Source organism: Mucilaginibacter sp. P4_D1 (genome assembly GCF_056401935.1).
Map to the genome: position 1 here is coordinate 36,841 of NZ_JBFUIJ010000018.1, position 16,603 is coordinate 53,443.

The 16,603-nt window shown below is 43.4% G+C and carries 11 protein-coding genes; 4 read left to right on the forward strand and 7 right to left on the reverse strand.

Annotation, left to right across the window (positions count from 1 at the left end):
• Positions 1–35: 35 nt before the first annotated feature.
• From AC1DV1_RS16895 to AC1DV1_RS16910, 4 genes are all read left to right on the forward strand, one after another.
• The gene (locus tag AC1DV1_RS16895; protein ID WP_477361252.1) at positions 36–911 is read left to right on the forward strand and encodes a helix-turn-helix domain-containing protein; all 876 of its coding nucleotides are present in this window, start codon (positions 36–38) and stop codon (positions 909–911) included.
• A 104-nt stretch (positions 912–1,015) separates the two neighbouring features.
• Complete coding sequence (locus tag AC1DV1_RS16900; RefSeq protein WP_477361254.1) at positions 1,016–2,386, forward strand: sensor histidine kinase; 1,371 nt, start codon at positions 1,016–1,018, stop codon at positions 2,384–2,386.
• Positions 2,387–2,466: 80 nt separating this feature from the next.
• Positions 2,467–2,844, forward strand: a complete 378-nt coding sequence (locus tag AC1DV1_RS16905) for a response regulator (protein WP_477361256.1) — start codon at positions 2,467–2,469, stop codon at positions 2,842–2,844.
• The gene (locus tag AC1DV1_RS16910) at positions 2,844–3,887 is read left to right on the forward strand and encodes an adenylate/guanylate cyclase domain-containing protein (RefSeq protein ID WP_477361258.1); all 1,044 of its coding nucleotides are present in this window, start codon (positions 2,844–2,846) and stop codon (positions 3,885–3,887) included. The genes AC1DV1_RS16905 and AC1DV1_RS16910 overlap by 1 nt, the downstream gene beginning before the upstream one ends.
• Positions 3,888–4,103: 216 nt before the next feature.
• Here the strand turns inward: AC1DV1_RS16910 and AC1DV1_RS16915 are convergent, their stop codons facing one another.
• The 7 genes from AC1DV1_RS16915 to AC1DV1_RS16945 all read right to left on the reverse strand — a co-directional run bounded on the left by AC1DV1_RS16915 (position 4,104) and on the right by AC1DV1_RS16945 (position 16,538).
• Positions 4,104–6,686: a BamA/TamA family outer membrane protein gene (locus AC1DV1_RS16915; RefSeq protein ID WP_477361260.1), complete on the reverse strand. Its 2,583-nt coding sequence runs from the start codon at positions 6,684–6,686 to the stop codon at positions 4,104–4,106.
• A 266-nt stretch (positions 6,687–6,952) separates the two neighbouring features.
• Entirely contained in the window at positions 6,953–7,888 is a 936-nt protein-coding gene (locus AC1DV1_RS16920) for a hypothetical protein (RefSeq protein ID WP_477361262.1), read from the reverse strand.
• Positions 7,889–8,131: 243 nt separating this feature from the next.
• On the reverse strand, positions 8,132–9,946 hold the full coding sequence (locus AC1DV1_RS16925) for a RagB/SusD family nutrient uptake outer membrane protein (protein WP_477361264.1): 1,815 nt from the start codon (positions 9,944–9,946) through the stop codon (positions 8,132–8,134).
• 30 nt (positions 9,947–9,976) lie between these two features.
• Positions 9,977–13,324 carry a SusC/RagA family TonB-linked outer membrane protein gene (locus tag AC1DV1_RS16930; RefSeq protein ID WP_477361266.1) on the reverse strand — a complete coding sequence of 1,116 codons (3,348 nt, stop codon included), beginning with the start codon at positions 13,322–13,324 and terminating at the stop codon, positions 9,977–9,979.
• Positions 13,325–13,526: 202 nt separating this feature from the next.
• The gene (locus AC1DV1_RS16935; RefSeq protein ID WP_477361268.1) at positions 13,527–14,492 is read right to left on the reverse strand and encodes a FecR family protein; all 966 of its coding nucleotides are present in this window, start codon (positions 14,490–14,492) and stop codon (positions 13,527–13,529) included.
• 279 nt (positions 14,493–14,771) lie between these two features.
• Positions 14,772–15,344, reverse strand: coding sequence for an RNA polymerase sigma-70 factor (locus tag AC1DV1_RS16940; RefSeq protein ID WP_477361270.1), 573 nt, complete (start codon positions 15,342–15,344; stop codon positions 14,772–14,774).
• Between the two features lie 246 nt (positions 15,345–15,590).
• Positions 15,591–16,538: a BT_3987 domain-containing protein gene (locus AC1DV1_RS16945; RefSeq protein ID WP_477361272.1), complete on the reverse strand. Its 948-nt coding sequence runs from the start codon at positions 16,536–16,538 to the stop codon at positions 15,591–15,593.
• Positions 16,539–16,603: the final 65 nt, after the last annotated feature.

The window sequence follows — 16,603 nt, forward strand, 5'->3', positions numbered from 1 at the left end:
ACGATAAATTTATTAAATTGCATCCCCTTACAGGTATGAACAAAAGCGTTTTAAGATCGACATTCCATTTACTGAATATTGATCATGTAGAGCTGAACAAAAACTGGAACTATAAAAACGTGACCAGTACATTTTACCGGCTGTATTATATCGACGGCGGTGAAGGTGTGCTATATAATGCCGATAGCAGCATTAAACTGGAGCCCGGCTTTATATACCTGGTGCCGAGTTTTACCACCTGCAATTATTATTGCGACAACTATTTAAGCCAGTACTACATCTGCTTTGCCGAGGAATCTGCTGACGGGGCTTCGCTGTTTTCATCAAACCGTAAAATATTCAAGTTAAAAGCCGCCGATAATGCCCTGGCATGTTTTAAACGAATACTACAACTAAACCCTAACAGGAGTTTGTATATATCCTACAATCCCAAAGTTTACGAGAAGCGTCCGGTGCAAAAAAACTTTGAGGAATTGAACCAGCTGATGCATGCATCGGCTTATATGGAAACTTACGGCTTGCTTTTGCAATTGGTATCGATGTTTTTAAAACCGGATGTTTTTTTGATGGAAGATAAAAGCATCATCCACTCCAAAATATCTGATGCTATCAATTATATACAAACCAACCTGCACCAAAACATTACGGTTGCCCAACTGGCCAAACGCGCCAACCATAATGCCGATTATTTTTCGCGCCTGTTTTTTGAGAACACCGGCGAACGGCCCTTAACCTACATTCAATCAAAACGCATTGAACGCGCGCAATTGTTGCTTACCACAACCAGTTTGCCTTTTTATGAAATAGCCGCCGAAACAGGTTTTGAGAGCCTCGCCTATTTTTCGAGGGTGTTCAGGAATATTACCGGGCAAACACCCGGATCATATAAAAAAAACAGCCTGGTGATGTAACAGTCTTCCTCATTTCGCTATTAAATTCTGATTAATGCAAATAAAATATTAGTTTTAAAACTGTTTGCCTAAACATCGGGCGCAAACTGAAAATTTGATTCTCTATGATAGGAATAGAACCTGCTGTAACCATATTTCTTACAACCCAACTACGCAAAAGTTTAAAAGACCGGGGCATCGTTAGCGAATGGGATAAATACCTTTTGTATGTATTATACGGCGCTGTGGCCGTAATGATGGGGAGCATTTTTCTTGAAAAAGAAGGGCTGATCAGGTGGTTTGGGCATCTTCTTTTAGCATGGCTTATATCATTACCCTTTACAAAAGAAGAGTTTAAGGCAAATCGCTCTATTATCAATTGGGTACTGCCATTTGCGGTGGCCGTAATTTTTAGCGACCTGGTACGGCTGGTTGCATCCGGCTTTTATGACGAGCATAACGACCTTTTTGAAAACTCGGTAGGATTTACCGTGCTCTGGCTTTTTGCCATGTGGTGGATAAACCGCAAGCAAGCCAAAGCACTTGAAACAGAACGAATAAAGCGCCGCAATGAAGAAGAACAGAACCGCATGATGGCTGCGATGAAAGTTAACCTGGAAAGCGAAGTAAAGCAACGTACCGCCGAACTAACCAACCAGAAGGAAGAACTGCAGCACGCCCTATCCGAACTGAGAAGCACGCAGGCGCAACTGGTACAGCAGGAAAAAATGGCATCGCTGGGCGAGCTTACCGCAGGTATAGCCCATGAAATTCAAAACCCGCTTAATTTTGTAAATAACTTTAGCGAAGTGAGTATTGAATTACTGGACGAACTTAAAGATGAGGTGCTAAGCAAGCTGCCCGACGATATTAAACAGGAAGCGGATGATATTATAAGCGATATTACCCAAAATCTAACCAAAATAAACCAACACGGCAAACGCGCTGATGCCATAGTAAAAGGGATGCTGCAGCACTCACGTACTACTACAGGTAAAAAAGAGCCAACCGATATTAATGCGCTTGCCGATGAATACCTGCGCTTAAGCTACCATGGTTTACGGGCCAAAGACAAAATGTTTAACGCCGGCATGAAAACCAGTTTCGATGAAAACATTGGTAAAATTGATGCCATTCCGCAGGATCTGGGGCGGGTATTACTAAACCTGTTTAACAATTCGTTTTACTCAGTAGCCGAAAAGAAAAAGCAAAATATTGCCGGCTACGAGCCAACTGTAACCGTGGTTACCAAAAAATTGGCAAACGCCGTTGAAATTACCGTAAGCGATAATGGTACGGGCATCCCTCAAAAGGTATTGGACAAAATATACCAGCCATTTTTTACCACCAAACCAACGGGGCAGGGAACCGGCCTTGGCCTATCCATGAGTTATGATATCATTACAAAAGGGCATGGCGGCGATTTGAAGGTAGAAACGGCCGAAGGTGAGTTTGCCAGGTTTATTATCACTATTCCGGATGTAAAAGCTAATTAATGGCAAAACAGCCGCAATAATCGCGTTTTAGCTGCCTGTTAAATCAATACAAAACCTAAATTTGAAACGAGAATAAAACTATGAAAATACTTGTTGTTGATGACGAGGCTGATGTACAACCATTGTTTTTGCAACGCTTTCGCAAAGAGATAAAAAATGGCGAAATCGAATTTAATTTCGCGCAATCGGGCGAGGAAGCCATGTCATTTTTGGCAATTAACCATTCTGAAGTGATCCTGATCCTGTCTGATATTAACATGCCTGGCATGACGGGGTTAGAATTGCTTGACAAAATAAGGCATACCTACGAAAAACCGCCACCGGTAGTTATGATGATTACTGCTTATGGCGATGATGAAAACTACCAAAGATCGATGGAACTGGGCGCTAATGACTTTTTAACCAAGCCCCTTGATTTTAATAATTTAAAAGAAAAACTAAAACACATAGAACAATAATGGCCAAAATACTGGTGGTTGATGATGAATTGGACCTGGAATTATTGATAAAACAAAAATTCAGGAAAAAGATCCGTGAAAAAGTATATGATTTTGTATTCGCCCACAATGGTTTTGAAGCGCTGGTAAAACTTGCAGAAGACCCGGAGATTGATATGATTTTGAGTGATATCAATATGCCCGAAATGGACGGCCTTACACTGCTTACCAAACTACCCGAAGCCAACCCTATTTTAAAAGCTGTAATGGTATCGGCCTACAGCGATATGGACAATATTCGCACTGCCATGAACCGCGGAGCATTTGACTTTGTGGTTAAACCGGTAAATTTCGACGACCTGGATATCACCATCGAAAAAACTTTGATGCATGTGCTGGAGTTGAAAAAAACCATGCAGGCCATTAAAGAGAATAACATTCTGAGAATGTATGTTGATGAGAACGTGCTTAACTTTATGACCCATAAGGAGTTTGAAACAAGCCTGCTGAGCAACGAAACTGTTGATGCCACTGTTTTATTCATCGATATCTGCGGCTTCACGGCTATATCCGAACATGTACCGGCCAATGCCGTTGTAAGTTTAATAAACAAGCTTTTTGATATGATGGTGCAGGAAATTATAGCGCAAACCGGCCATATAGATAAGTTTATGGGCGATGCTGTGATGGCGGTTTTCCGCGGAGAGTATCATCTTGACCGCGCCATTGATGCAGCCCTTGCCGTACGCGAAAAAATGCACAGCACCGAAACCATAGTTTACGGCGATAAAACATTTAAACCCGATGTATCAATCGGCATCAACTCGGGCGAAATGATATCAGGCAACATTGGTTCTGCCTCTCTGAAACGCCTGGATTATACTGTAATCGGCGATGCCGTAAACCTTGCCCAACGCCTGCAAGGGGTAGCAAAGGCCAACCAGATTGTTGTTACCGAAGAGGTTTATCAAAAAGCCAAAGAATCTTTCGAGCTCAAAAAAATTGGCGAAGTGACGTTGAAGAACAAAGCGAAACCGGTGGAGATTTATGAGGTAGTGAGTTAGTAGCAAGTATCAAGTACATAGTATCAAGAAACTGCCTCCGCTGTCATCTACTTTGTATATACAATTTTTAGAAGTATATCACTAAACAAAAACGATGTCATTTCAAAGGAACCGACGATGGATTGAGTGAAGGGAGTGAGGAGAAGCTATCTCTTAAGCGCCCCGCTCTTTTCCATCCCAGGATCTATCGAAATGACATTTTCGTTAACACTATCCCTACAACCTGAAATTAAGCGAGATATAAGGGTACCAGCCTTCGTCTGAATGGCCGGCAAGCAGCTGCAATACCGTTAGGCTTGCGGGTGCAAAATAGAGGCCTCCGCCTGCGCCTGTGTGCCATTTATCTGAATGTTCGCCACTGATCCATACCCGGCCGGTATCGTAAAAACCGGTGATGCCCAATTGGCCCGGTAAAATATAACTGGCTATATCGGCAATTTTTACCCTGCCCTGCAGGTTATTGAAAAACATATTTTGGCCAGCAAACCTGTTTTGCAGGTATCCTAAAAGGTTTCCCTGGCCACCCAGGAACATCGATTGATAAAACGCCGGCTTGCCAAAGCTGATGCCTCCGCCTACGCGGTCGGATAGTACGATATTTCCTTTGGCATCCAGTGGCAGGTAGTACGTAAACTCGGGTTTAATTTGTACAAACGCCTTTGAATAGGTGTTAAGCCCTTCATAACCCGCCAAAGTAACTTCAAAATAATACCCTTTAAATGGCAATACGTTGTTATTGCGTTTATTGCTGGTAAAATTCAGCATCAAACCCAGGTGAAATTTGTTTTTATTTACGCTTGTACTATCATAAGAATTGATGAGTGATGGCTGCGAAATAAACCTGCCTGCATTATCGTCGGGGTTATAGTGATAAAACTGGGCAGACGGGCCTGCACTTAAAAAGCTCCCTTTACCGGTTTGCCAGCGCAAAGCGGCATCAAATTCAAGGGTATTAAACCTCGCCCTGTAATATTTACGATATCCCTCGTTTTTAACCAATACGGTTTCATTTCCGCGGCCAAAAAAGTTGGTGGTATTATCGGGCGCCAGGATATTGGCTTTCATTACAAAATCGGCTTTGCCAACAACCTGCGACCATTCGCCACTGTAGTTAGCCCTAAACGCGTTGGTGGCAAATGCGTGGCTAATCAGCAACTGTTGCCGGGTAGCATATGGCAGCTTACGAAAACCATCATACCCTGTATACTTAAAGCCCAATCCTAACAGAAAGCCATCATCGGCATTAATTGCGGCTGTTGCCAGCGGCATCCAAACGTTATATAAATTAGTTGGCCTAAACCTGGTGGCATTGGTATCGGCCGACAAGCGGTTGCTTAAACGATTGGTTTTGCCGGTGAAAGTAATACTATCTTTTGAGCCGTAAACAGGTATGGTACTTACCGAGTTTTTGATATCGTAAGTTTTATGGCCGGTACTATCAACAAATCTTAATTTTATAGGCGATGTACTGTTATCAACCACAATATGATCATCACCCCCCGAAACATAAATCCTTATCTCTTCAGTAACTGCCGGATCATAGGCTATATCCATATATGATCCTTTTACATCGTCGCTTTTATTAAACTTATCAATTTTAACCCGCAGGGTTTTATCCGGGGCACCGGTGATAGTGAGCAGTTCGTTTTTATTGGTTACATGAATATCAACAATCCGGTTTATAAAATAAAAATACTGGCTCATAGCCGCCGGAATATTATCCCTGCGTTTTTTTAGTATCGCCAGCAGTTCGGCATGCCGTAACCGGTAATTTTCTTTAGGGAGCAATTTTAGGCCAGCCTCCAAAACGTCGTCTGTTTCGGCCTTAACAAAATCATTAACAATATTCATCCATTGCGCATAGGTAAACTGTACATCGGGTATGGCATTCAAAAATCTTGTTTTGAAGATAGAATACTTTACGTTGGGAATTTGAGCTGTAAAATTACCTAAAACAGGGTTTATCCAGGGTAGCGCGGCGATGGATGGCAACAAGCCCTGGTTAACGTGAAACACCTGGTCCCTATCCCGCGGTACCGGTATATAAGCTTTTTGTTTACCGCTGATATCGCCTGCCCATCGCCATTGATCTTCATGACGGTCCCAGTCGCCTATTAACAGATCGAGCATCCGGGCGCGCAAAAACATTTCGCCATCTATCCTGCTGTCATAGCTTTTATTGAGCGCCCTCTCCATTTTAAGGGTATTGTCTGACGTTCCGGCGGGCTCGCGCTCTTCCAGCAAACATATCAGGCCGGTAAAAACTTTGCTATACTGGCCCAGGGCAACATCATCTGCAACTACGCCTATTACGGGGTTGGCATGCGGCACATGAGCGGCTTCGGCCAGCGGCGGCACAATCAGCGCCGAATAAGGGTGCTGCCCACTAAACTCATCTCCTATCCAGTCAACAGCAAAAGTTCCCTGCAAATTTTCGGGCAGCAGTTTATCCGGGGCTTTCTCTACACTGCGAAGCACCCACTCTTTACCATCTTTATCTTCCAGCCGCAGCGATTTTGATTCCATCCCCCCACCCTGTTTTAACGGCGAAAGGCCTCCTTTAAATTTTGATAGCCGGATAATGGGCAGCTTTACCGGTTGGGCCCAGTCTTTACGGAAATTTTCGCCGAACAGCCAGCGATGGACCCCGCTTACCTGATCGTATTCCGGATGTGCACTTATAATTATGCTGTCGCCGGTCATCCGGGCTTTATCTGCGCGCGTGCTGCTGGTTATTTGTGCATTACATGCTAAGGAGCCCGCAACTAATAATAGGATCAATAGTAGTTTTTTCAACATGATAGTGTAGGTATTGTCGCCAATCTCCGTTTAAGTTACGAATTGAACTTAACAATCCGGAAAAAAATTGGAGGTAGTTTGTTATAGCAAAACTACAAAATCCGAGCCCAATCATAAGTTGCTAAAAATCAACAAATTAAAAAAAATGGCGAAATATACGTAACGATATTTCGCCATTTGATTAAAATATTGTTTTTATTTCGGTAAAGGATAAGTACCCATGCAGCTTATAGGCCTCGTTTGAAGCACAGCCAGGACTGGGCCACTTAATATTTCAGGTTCGGAAAATCTACCTGGGCCTGTTTAAACTGGGTTTCCCATTCGTCTTTCCAGCCGAAGGCGATGGTGGCCTGCGCTTTCAGATTAGCGCCGGCAGCACCGCTCCAAAAATGGATAAACTCGCCCCAATTAAGGTCGTGGGCGTATTCTTTACCATTTTTAGGATAGTATTTGGCCAGCAGGTCGAAATATTTGTTCAGTAATTGAGCCTTGCCATATTTGGAATAGATTGGATAGAACCAGTTTTTGAACCATTGCACATGCGGCACCGGGAAATCATCATACTGCGATTGCATTTGTTCATAAACCCGGCCTGCTTCATCCTTCATACCAATGTTCATGAGCACATCGTAGTTGTAAATCTCCATAAATTTGCTGTCGCCCCAAAGCGCATCAGACGGAGAACCTTTAACGCCGTGGCTGGCACCACTAACAATATGCCCGGTTTCGTGAATGGGCATGCCTATTTGCTGGCCGGTAGGCGCTGTCCAATCGTCAAGGCCGCAATCTATGGTATTCCGGTAATCGTGGCTATCGTCAAAATATGAAGCGGGATGGCCACCGCCATAGGTGCCTTTATGAAAAACGCAATATAGTTTTGTAGAATCACCAAATAAGCCGTAAGTTTTTTTGGCATAGGCCCAAACTGCCGACATCGTTTTATATGGCCAGGTAACCGACGTTTCCATGTTATCGTCATAATAAACGGCAGTATTTTTATCATAATAAACCAGGTGCAGCAAAAGCTTATGCTCAAACCAATGTTCCTGCCATGTTTTAGGCGGTACACCTATTTTATTGGTATCGGGTTTAATAATAGTTACAGGCGCAGGGACGGCATTGTTTTTTGATTTACCGCACGAATTATGCACCGTGGCTGCCGTTATTAACGTGCATAGCAGTATTATTTTTTTAAATTTCATAGTAGTGTAATGAAGGGGAGTCTTTAGTCGAAAGTCTTAAGTTCTAAGTCAGAAGAGAATAAATTTACCTTAAGACTTAGTACTATTAAATTAACAGTAGTTTATGTTTACAAGAGATTAAGAACCACAAGAACTTTATAAACACCTAGGCCTTATATAAAGGCAGATACAAGGATTAAAAAATGGGACCAGCCATTACAGCCGGCCCCGGATTCATAGGTATAGAAAAAATCTTAGGTGCGGTTACCAACCGGTATTTTGTACCAGTTGCTTATCGCTATCCACATCATTTTGCGGTATGGGGTAAAGGTAATTCCTTTTTTCAAAAACACGGTTTTCAAAAGTTACCACGTTATAAAACTCGGGCGGATTGGTGCTGATGTTTAACGCCTTAAACGGACCGTTATCGGTTGTTTCGGCAATTTTCCAACGACGGGTATCAAAGAAACGGGTATTTTCAAAAGCAAGCTCCACACGGCGCTCTTTCCTGATGGCTTCCCTAACGGCAGCCTGCCCTGCCGGTGCCGGCAGGGTTGGGCTACCGTATTCGGGGATGCCTGCACGGTTCCTGATCAGGTTAACATATTTTAAAATATCGGCATTGCCTGGCGATGCTTCATTTAAGGCCTCGGCATAGTTCAGATAAATTTCGGCCAGCCTTAACATTACCCATGAGCGGCCGCCTGTGCGCCAATCGCCTATCGGCTCGTTTTTGCGCACAATATAGCCCGTTGGCGAATAATCATTACCACCTGTTTGCTTGCCCGAGTTACCGGTGTTATAGGTTTGGGTAATAACCTCACCGCTGTTGCTGTTTAGCCATTTGCTGCCGTTATAGGTAATGCCTACATAAAAGCGCGGCTCGCGGTTTGTCCACTGGTTATAGGTACTCCGGGCCTGGCTATCGTAGGGGGCCTGAAAATTCGAGAAACCCGAAGTAACATATCCCGAGCCGTTATCGGTTATTGAACGGCCATTTGCCATAAAATATGCATCAACCATGGTTTGCGTAGCGCCTAAGCCGCCACTGCCCCTCACCTCATCGGCATAACCGGAGTGGTAAGGAGTAGTTTCATATTGCCTGTTGGTTACACCGGCATCAATCCGGGCGTAAATAATCTCTTTGTTCCAATCAACCAGCATTACGTCACGGCATGACAGGTATGGGCTAAAGTTACCCGAAGCATCGTTTTCGCGGTACAAATCAAAGGTGCCCGGTACAAACTGATCAAGGAAAGCCTTTGCCGCATCGGCTGCTTTTTGCCATTTGGTGGCATCATAAGTTTGGTTAATAAGCTTTTTACCATCGGCATTTACCATACCGGCATAGTCTGTATTGCCGTTAAACAACGGGCTGGCAGCATACAACAACACCTGCGATTTTACTGCTGTTGCAAAAGCTTTATTTATACGGCCAAGGTTATTGTTATTTGCGGCTTTTAAAGGTAAATCGGCAATGGCCGCGTCAAGCTCGGTGGTAACATAGGTTACGCACTCATCAAACGAGTTGCGGGGTAATTGTACATCGGCAAATGAAGCATCAGGGGCTATTGTTTTATCGCCGGTGATCACAACAGGGCCGTAAATGCGCATCAGCCAAAAGTAATAGATGGCCCTTAACGCCCTTGCTTCGGCTTTGTATTGCGTTTTTAGCGAGGCAGGCATATCAGAAACCTTATCTACATTATCCATAAAGATACCGGCCGAGCGGATACCGCGGTAATAGGTTGTCCAAAAACCGCTTATAAAACCGCTTGATGCATCGTAATTACCGTTGTTGATGTTTTGGGTGGCCACAAAACCCCAGTCGTACTCCGCTTCGTCAGATCCGCCTGTCCATTCACCAATGCTGTTGTCTGATCCGGGAAAACGTTGTGATGCTTCATCGGGTATGGCAGAGTATACGTTGGCTAAAAACTTCTCGGCTGTGTTACGGTTTTTAAAGGTTTCATCAAGGGTAAGCCTGTCATCGGGCACCTGGTCTAAAAAGCCTTTTTTGCATGATGAGCTAACAGTTAACATACATGCCAGCGTTAAGGCTACTATAATTCGTTTCATTTTATTATCTTGAATTAAATGTTACTTCTGTTAATTAAATTGAGCGCTCAGGCCTAATGATATGGTTTTAACATTTGGATATGCAGTACCATTTCCCGTATTCAACTCGGGGTCCCAAAGTTTAAACTTACTGAAAGTAAGCAGGTTGTAACCCATAATATAAATACGCGGGTTGCTCATGCCAATTTTGCTCAGCGAAGCTTTGGAGAAGGTGTAACCAAAATCAAGCGTTTTAAGGCGGATAAACTGTACATCTTTTACCCACCATGAGCTATGCTGCGTGTTGTTGGTATTGTCGCCATCGCCATAAGCTAAGCGGGGATAAAATACATCCTGGCGCGGGCTTGCTTCTGTCCACCTGTCGGTGATGTTGGCATAGGCATTACTGATGCCGCCATTGGTTGAAAATGGCTGAATAGCATTACCCGATATATACCGCGATGCATGCCCGGTTCCAACAAAAAACGCGCCCAGGTTAAAGCCTTTGTAAGCTACGTTAAAGCCTAAACCATAGGTAAGGAATGGAACATCGCCTTTGCTTATTTCTGTTTTATCATAAGCGTTAATGATACCATCGTTATTTAAATCTTTGTATTTGATATCGCCTGGTTTAATGCTGGCTTTTGCGCCAGGGGTAGCACTGCTGTTTATCTCTTGCTGGGTGGTAAACAAACCTTCGGCTATGTAGCCAAAATCTGCCAGCACGTTATGACCACGCTGATCATTCCATGGATATTTGGGGGTAGGCTGATCGTTTTCAATTACAACATCTTTGTTGTAGGTGATGTTGCCGCGTAAATTTAATACAACTTTACCTACGTTAATGCGCTGTTCGATGGTTGCATCAAAGCCTTTGTTATTAACTATACCAAGGTTGGCGTAGGGGGACGATGACAAACCAACATATCCGGGTACCGCAGCCCTTTGTAAGAAGATACCTGTACGGTGCTCTTTAAACAAATCGAAGGTAAGTGAAAACGAATCGTGCAGGGCGCGGATATCCAAACCAAGATCTTGTTTATGAGACCGCGACCAGCTTACATCAACTCCATAATCGGTTATGCTGATACCGCTTATACCGTTGGTATTGCCCAAACCGTACGTGAAACCCGATGAGCCATCAGACAACAAAGTAAGATAACCGAAACGACGGCCTAAACCAATATCGCCACTACCCACAATACCGTTGCTGTAACGGAATTTGAAGAACGATATAGCGTCCTTTAAAGGCTCAAAAAAGTGTTCTTCAGACACCAGCCATCCCACACCAAATGCGGGGAAGTACCCATAACGTTTTTCGGGCGCAAAGTTTTCCGATCCGTTGTACCCCACATTAAACTCGGCAAAATACCTGTCGGCAAATGAATAGGTTGCCCTTGCCGCCAAACTGCGGATGCGGTAAGGAATTGAGGTAGCAAAACTACCGGCAGGAAAATCCGACCGGTCTTCCTGGTTAAATAACAATAAGCCACCTACACGATGTTTGCCAAAGGCATGATCATAGTTAAAAGACGACTCGGTATAAATTTTATTTGATCCGCCGCTGGATGCGTTGTAGCTGAGGTAATTTCCGTTACCTGTATAGGTGCGTACCAGGTTTAAAGTACCATCGGCATTATAGGGCGTATTTTGGTCGGGGTACCAGGTATCTTCGCGTTTTTGGCGTAAAATACTGTTGCTGTTGCTGGCATCAAACGCAAATAAAGTGTTGAAAGATAAACCTGGTAGCCAAAAGCCAAAATCCTGTGTAAGCCTAATGTTGGAGTACAGCTGGTTGGTAAAAGTGGTGCTGTATCCGCGCCTGGTTAAATCGGCATACGGGTTACGCTGGTCGCCATTAGGATTTACGCCCGGAACATAGCCGCCCGGATACTCAATAGGGAATACTACCGGCGATACGATCATGGCCTGGCCAAAAATATCGCTTGCAGATATTGCAGGATAATTGCCCTTGCCTACATAGCCCTGAACGCCTAATGCCACCTTGGTGGTTTTGGTGATATCAACATCAACGTTACTGGTAAAGTTATACCGGCTGTAATCAATATTTGAATTATAGGTAGATAGCTTATCTGTTTTTAAAAGCCCGCCCTCGTTGTAATAACTTGCAGATATGTAATACCTTGAATTTGGCCCGCCACCTGTCATGTTCACATTGGCCCGCCTGTTACGGCTGGTATTTTTAAATACAGCATCAATCCAGTTGATGTTGGGATAAAGCAATGGGTCTACATTGTTTTGCGTGTTTTGAATATATTGCTGCGAGTATTTGGCAACGCCACCCCTGGTGATGTTGGCTTCATTTACAGCATTCATGTAAGTAATGCCATCGGCCATTTCGGGCTTGCGGGTAAATGAGGTAAAACCTTCATAATAGTCTGCATCTATCTTCGGCTTGCCAACTTTGCCCCTTTTGGTTTGCACCAAAATAACGCCGTTTGCACCACGCACACCGTATACAGCTGTTGCCGATGCATCTTTCAGGATGGTAAATGATTGAATATCCTGCGGATCGAGGTTATTGATTGACCGGGTAACACCATCAACCAATACCAGCGGCCCAGTGTTGTTATTGGTAAACGTAGATATACCACGAATCCAGATATCAGCCTGGTTACTACCCGGTTCGCCCGAACGCTGAACACCAACAATACCCGATAGGCGGCCAGCCAGCATCGTGCTGATATCGGCAACCGGTTGTTTAAGTTCGCCCACATCAACTGTTGATTGCGCGCCAACCAAACTCACCTTGCGCTGTGTACCATAGGCAACCACCGCAACTTCTTTTAACTCGTTTTGCGGCATAGGTACCATTTTAACATCAATAACTTTGCTGTCCTTCGCCGTTATTTCCTGGTTTTGATAGCCAATAAATGCAAATACCACAATTTCGGCGTCATTATTAACCTGTATCTGGTATTTACCGCTGTTATCGGTAATACCGCCACGGTCGGTCCCTTTAATCCTTACGGTTACGCCGGGCAAYGGTTCGCCTTTTTCGTCAACAACCTTACCTGTTAAAATACGCTGTACTGCCTGGATAGGTTCGGGGGTTATTTCCACGTACCTTATTAATATCTCATCACCAAGCACCGTGTATTTATAGGGTGTTTGCTTTAGTGCATTATCCAGCACTTTGCCCAGCTCCTGGTTAGATACCTTTGCCGATATTTTCATTTTACTATTAGCCACTGTGCCGTTGTAAGTAAACTTTACACCAGATGCAGCAGAAATATTATCAAGCGCTTTGCTTAATGTAATATTTTTTAAATTGACGCTTACGTGCTTCTTCAGTACATCCTGGCCTTTTGCAAAACTTGCCGCCATTGATAAACTTGTGCTGCACAAAAACGCTATAATTACTGTGCTAATCCTCATAAAAAGCATATACTTGTGTCCCCTATTGCGGGATACATTAATTTTCATATATTCACTTCAATAAAAATGTTAAAAAAACAGCAGGTACCTCCGGGGCTTCCAATCCATGGGGTAATGCTTTTGACTATGACGTTTTTTGATTATCAGTACAATGCCCCCTTGCCCGGGGCATTACTGATTTATAGAGCGTAAGAATTTTAACTCAAATGTCTCCTCCTCCTTTAATGATCCATAAATTATCTTTGCTGATGAGCGATGCGTGAACAACCAGCGCCATTTTCTTTAAAAACTGCACAGGACTTTCACCCGGCTTTATCCGCCCAAAAAACAGCGTGTTCTTCACGTTGCCAACTACCTGTATTTTCATGTTAAAGTTTCTGCTCACATCTTCTGCAATATCCTTCACCAATACATTGCGGTATTCGTAATACCCGTTGCGCCTGCCCATTACCGCCGCCAAATCAGGAATTGGCAATACTTTGGTTGTTTTTTTGAGTTTATTATACACCACCATGTTAGTAGGCGATAGTAAAACACCCGAACCACCATCGGTAAATGAAACCTTACCTGTTACCAATGCAACCACAATTTCTTTATGCGATTTAAATGACGAGATATTAAAGGTGGTACCTAAAACCCTGGTGCTTGTTGTGCCTGTGTGTACTATAAACGGATGGTGCTTATCTTTGGCGATATCAAAAAAGGCCTCACCCTCAAAGCTAATCTCCCTGGTTGTGCCCACAAAGGCCACAGGATAAGTAACCGAGCTTCCGGAACTCAACCAAATCACCGATCCGTCTGCCAGGTTAATTATTTTGCGTTCGCCCGGTTTGGTAAATACGGTGTTGTTTTGCGGCTTTACTGGCTTGCTGCTGTTATTCCAAAGCAGCCCCAAGCAAACGGCCAGTATAACAGAAGCTGCGGCGGCTATTTTATAAAAATAATTTCTCGTTGTTGGTTCCGCAGCTTTGGCGGCCTTTATGCGTTGCTGTAAACCGTCAAATATCCGTGCCTTGGCCTCATCCTCTTCCAGCTGGCTTTCATATGGCCACTCAAAATCTTCCTCGCCTTTGGCCCGGTACCACAGCAACAATTCGTCCCGCTCGGCTGGTGTAGCCGTTCCGTCAAGGTATTTTTTTATTAAGTACTTCTGATAAAGCTCGTCCATATTAAGCAGCAATTAAAAGGGAGTACACTAAAAAGACATTTACCCTTAGTGCATTTAAAAAAAAGTGATAAAAAGCATTTTTAAATAAAAAAGCAGCGGCTAATCAGCGTAAACGCATAAGGCAAATTGAAATGATTGTAATTAAGCGCAATGTGAGTGAACAATTAGTGTTATGTTAATCATGCAATGACGGATATTCCGAAGTTGAAAGTTTTAAGTTCTAAGTCAAAAAGAATAAATTGGGCTTTTGACTTAAGACTTAGTACTATTAACTTAACACTAATGGTGCTTAAGGAAAATAATGAGCAGCATAATTTCCTTTAAATTTAAGCGCAGCACCTTAAGGGCTTTTGTAAGGTGGGCTTCTACCGTTTTTTCGGCAATATTCATCTCGGCGGCTATTTCCTGGGCCGACAGGCCTTGCTGGCGGCTGTATTTATATACCTGCCGGCATTTTTCGGGCAATTGCTCAACTATGCCGTTAACGTATTCTTCTAAAAATTTGGCATGCACCAAATCTTCGGGTAAGTCGGCCATCATTGTTTTGGCTATCCCTTCAATGATCTGGGCTTGCCGGTTCCTGGTATATACACTTTTAAAAACCGAAAATTTGATTGCCGTGGCCAGGTATGAGCTTAAGGTTTCTATTTTAAGGGTGCCTTTGCGGTTCCATAAACTAAAAAAAACCTCCTGTACAATTTCTTCAGCGGCATATTTATCTTTGGTATAGCTATATGCCAGGGCAACCAGACGTTTCCAGTAGCGGTTATAAATTTCAGTAAATGCAAACTCTTTACCTTCGGCAAGAAGATTGAGCAACTCATTATCAGCAAAACCTATGGTCGAGTTCATTACGTGTTACCAAACTTATTGCCTAAATTATTAATAATTTGTTAAGAATACCGCATAATTTTTGTTTTTTCAATCGGTTGACCGCGAAAAGCTTAACATTTAATATTTGCAAAAAATTCCCGACCCCTTTTATTTGCCTGTTTTTTTAATGTTGATACCAACACGGTTACAAACTGCAATTGGCCATAAAGTAAAAAAGCCACCTTGTATACCACAAGGCAGCCTATTAACTTATTATTAACTGGTTTAGTTTAAAGCAATGGTTTCGGCAATTCGCCTGTCGCCGGTTCCGCCAACATATTTATAGTTTAAGGTGAACGTTTTGGTGGCGGGATCATAAACGCAAACGCCATTATTTTGGATGGTTTGGTTTGCCGCGCCGGCTGCAGATGTTACCGTAACTGTATTATCGCTGTTGACTTTCAAATTCATAAAGTAATTGCTGCCGCCCAAATCGGCAGCTTCGCAACGTACAGTATTGCCATCAATGGTAGTTAATGATTTGGCACGTGCGCTCCATGTTCTGTCGCTGGCCGGGTTGGGGAATGCAATTGAGCCGTTAGCTGTGTAATCGCCCTGGTATTTGCTGGCTACATTAATAATATAATATACCGCTTTATAATAGTTGATGGCCTGGCCCTGCGCATCTTTTATGGCCACAGGCAACATGTATTTTGTGCCCAACACCAGGTTTGCAGTGGTAACATTAATAACATAACTGGCCGTCAGTTGCCCCGCCGGGATATTAACGGTGTTACTGGGGATGGTAAAGTCGGCTGCGGGCAGCGGTACATAAGTATCGTATTTTGATTCAGACGGATCGGGAAGGCTGCCGGCATTTGCTACCGCCGCGGTACTATCGGCAATATAAAGCGACCTGTGTAACGTATTTAACTGCGTTACAACCGAATTATCAACAGCCATAGTAACTGTTACCGCGCTGGTTAAAGGCTTTACTGCCGATACCAATACGGTGGTAGCCAATGGCTGCGGCGTTGAACTGATGAACTGTGAAATATTGTATTTAAAGCCCCCGTTTTCGAATGACGCAGGGCCGGCGTGGGCAGCAATAGGTAATTCTATTGAGGTAGCCATCTTTTTATAATCGTAATTATCTGCAACTTTTGAGCAGGAATTTAAAAGTACCGTAAGCACCATAATGGCCAAAGAAAGTTTAGTAAAGTTTTTTTTCATGGGTTAACTGTAAATTTTATGGATTTGTGATTTGCCTTATTTATAGGGGAGTACATTAAACAGGC

What these genes read in the sequence shown, in the direction of transcription:
- AC1DV1_RS16900 (WP_477361254.1), top strand. Translation starts at nt 1,016, where the DNA reads ATGATAGGAATAGAACCTGCTGTAACCATATTTCTTACAACCCAACTA.
- AC1DV1_RS16910 (WP_477361258.1), top strand. Translation starts at nt 2,844, where the DNA reads ATGGCCAAAATACTGGTGGTTGATGATGAATTGGACCTGGAATTATTG.
- AC1DV1_RS16920 (WP_477361262.1), bottom strand. Translation starts at nt 7,888, where the DNA reads ATGAAATTTAAAAAAATAATACTGCTATGCACGTTAATAACGGCAGCC.
- AC1DV1_RS16895 (WP_477361252.1), top strand. Translation starts at nt 36, where the DNA reads ATGAACAAAAGCGTTTTAAGATCGACATTCCATTTACTGAATATTGAT.
- AC1DV1_RS16905 (WP_477361256.1), top strand. Translation starts at nt 2,467, where the DNA reads ATGAAAATACTTGTTGTTGATGACGAGGCTGATGTACAACCATTGTTT.
- AC1DV1_RS16915 (WP_477361260.1), bottom strand. Translation starts at nt 6,686, where the DNA reads ATGTTGAAAAAACTACTATTGATCCTATTATTAGTTGCGGGCTCCTTA.
- AC1DV1_RS16935 (WP_477361268.1), bottom strand. Translation starts at nt 14,492, where the DNA reads ATGGACGAGCTTTATCAGAAGTACTTAATAAAAAAATACCTTGACGGA.
- AC1DV1_RS16940 (WP_477361270.1), bottom strand. Translation starts at nt 15,344, where the DNA reads ATGAACTCGACCATAGGTTTTGCTGATAATGAGTTGCTCAATCTTCTT.
- AC1DV1_RS16945 (WP_477361272.1), bottom strand. Translation starts at nt 16,538, where the DNA reads ATGAAAAAAAACTTTACTAAACTTTCTTTGGCCATTATGGTGCTTACG.
- AC1DV1_RS16925 (WP_477361264.1), bottom strand. Translation starts at nt 9,946, where the DNA reads ATGAAACGAATTATAGTAGCCTTAACGCTGGCATGTATGTTAACTGTT.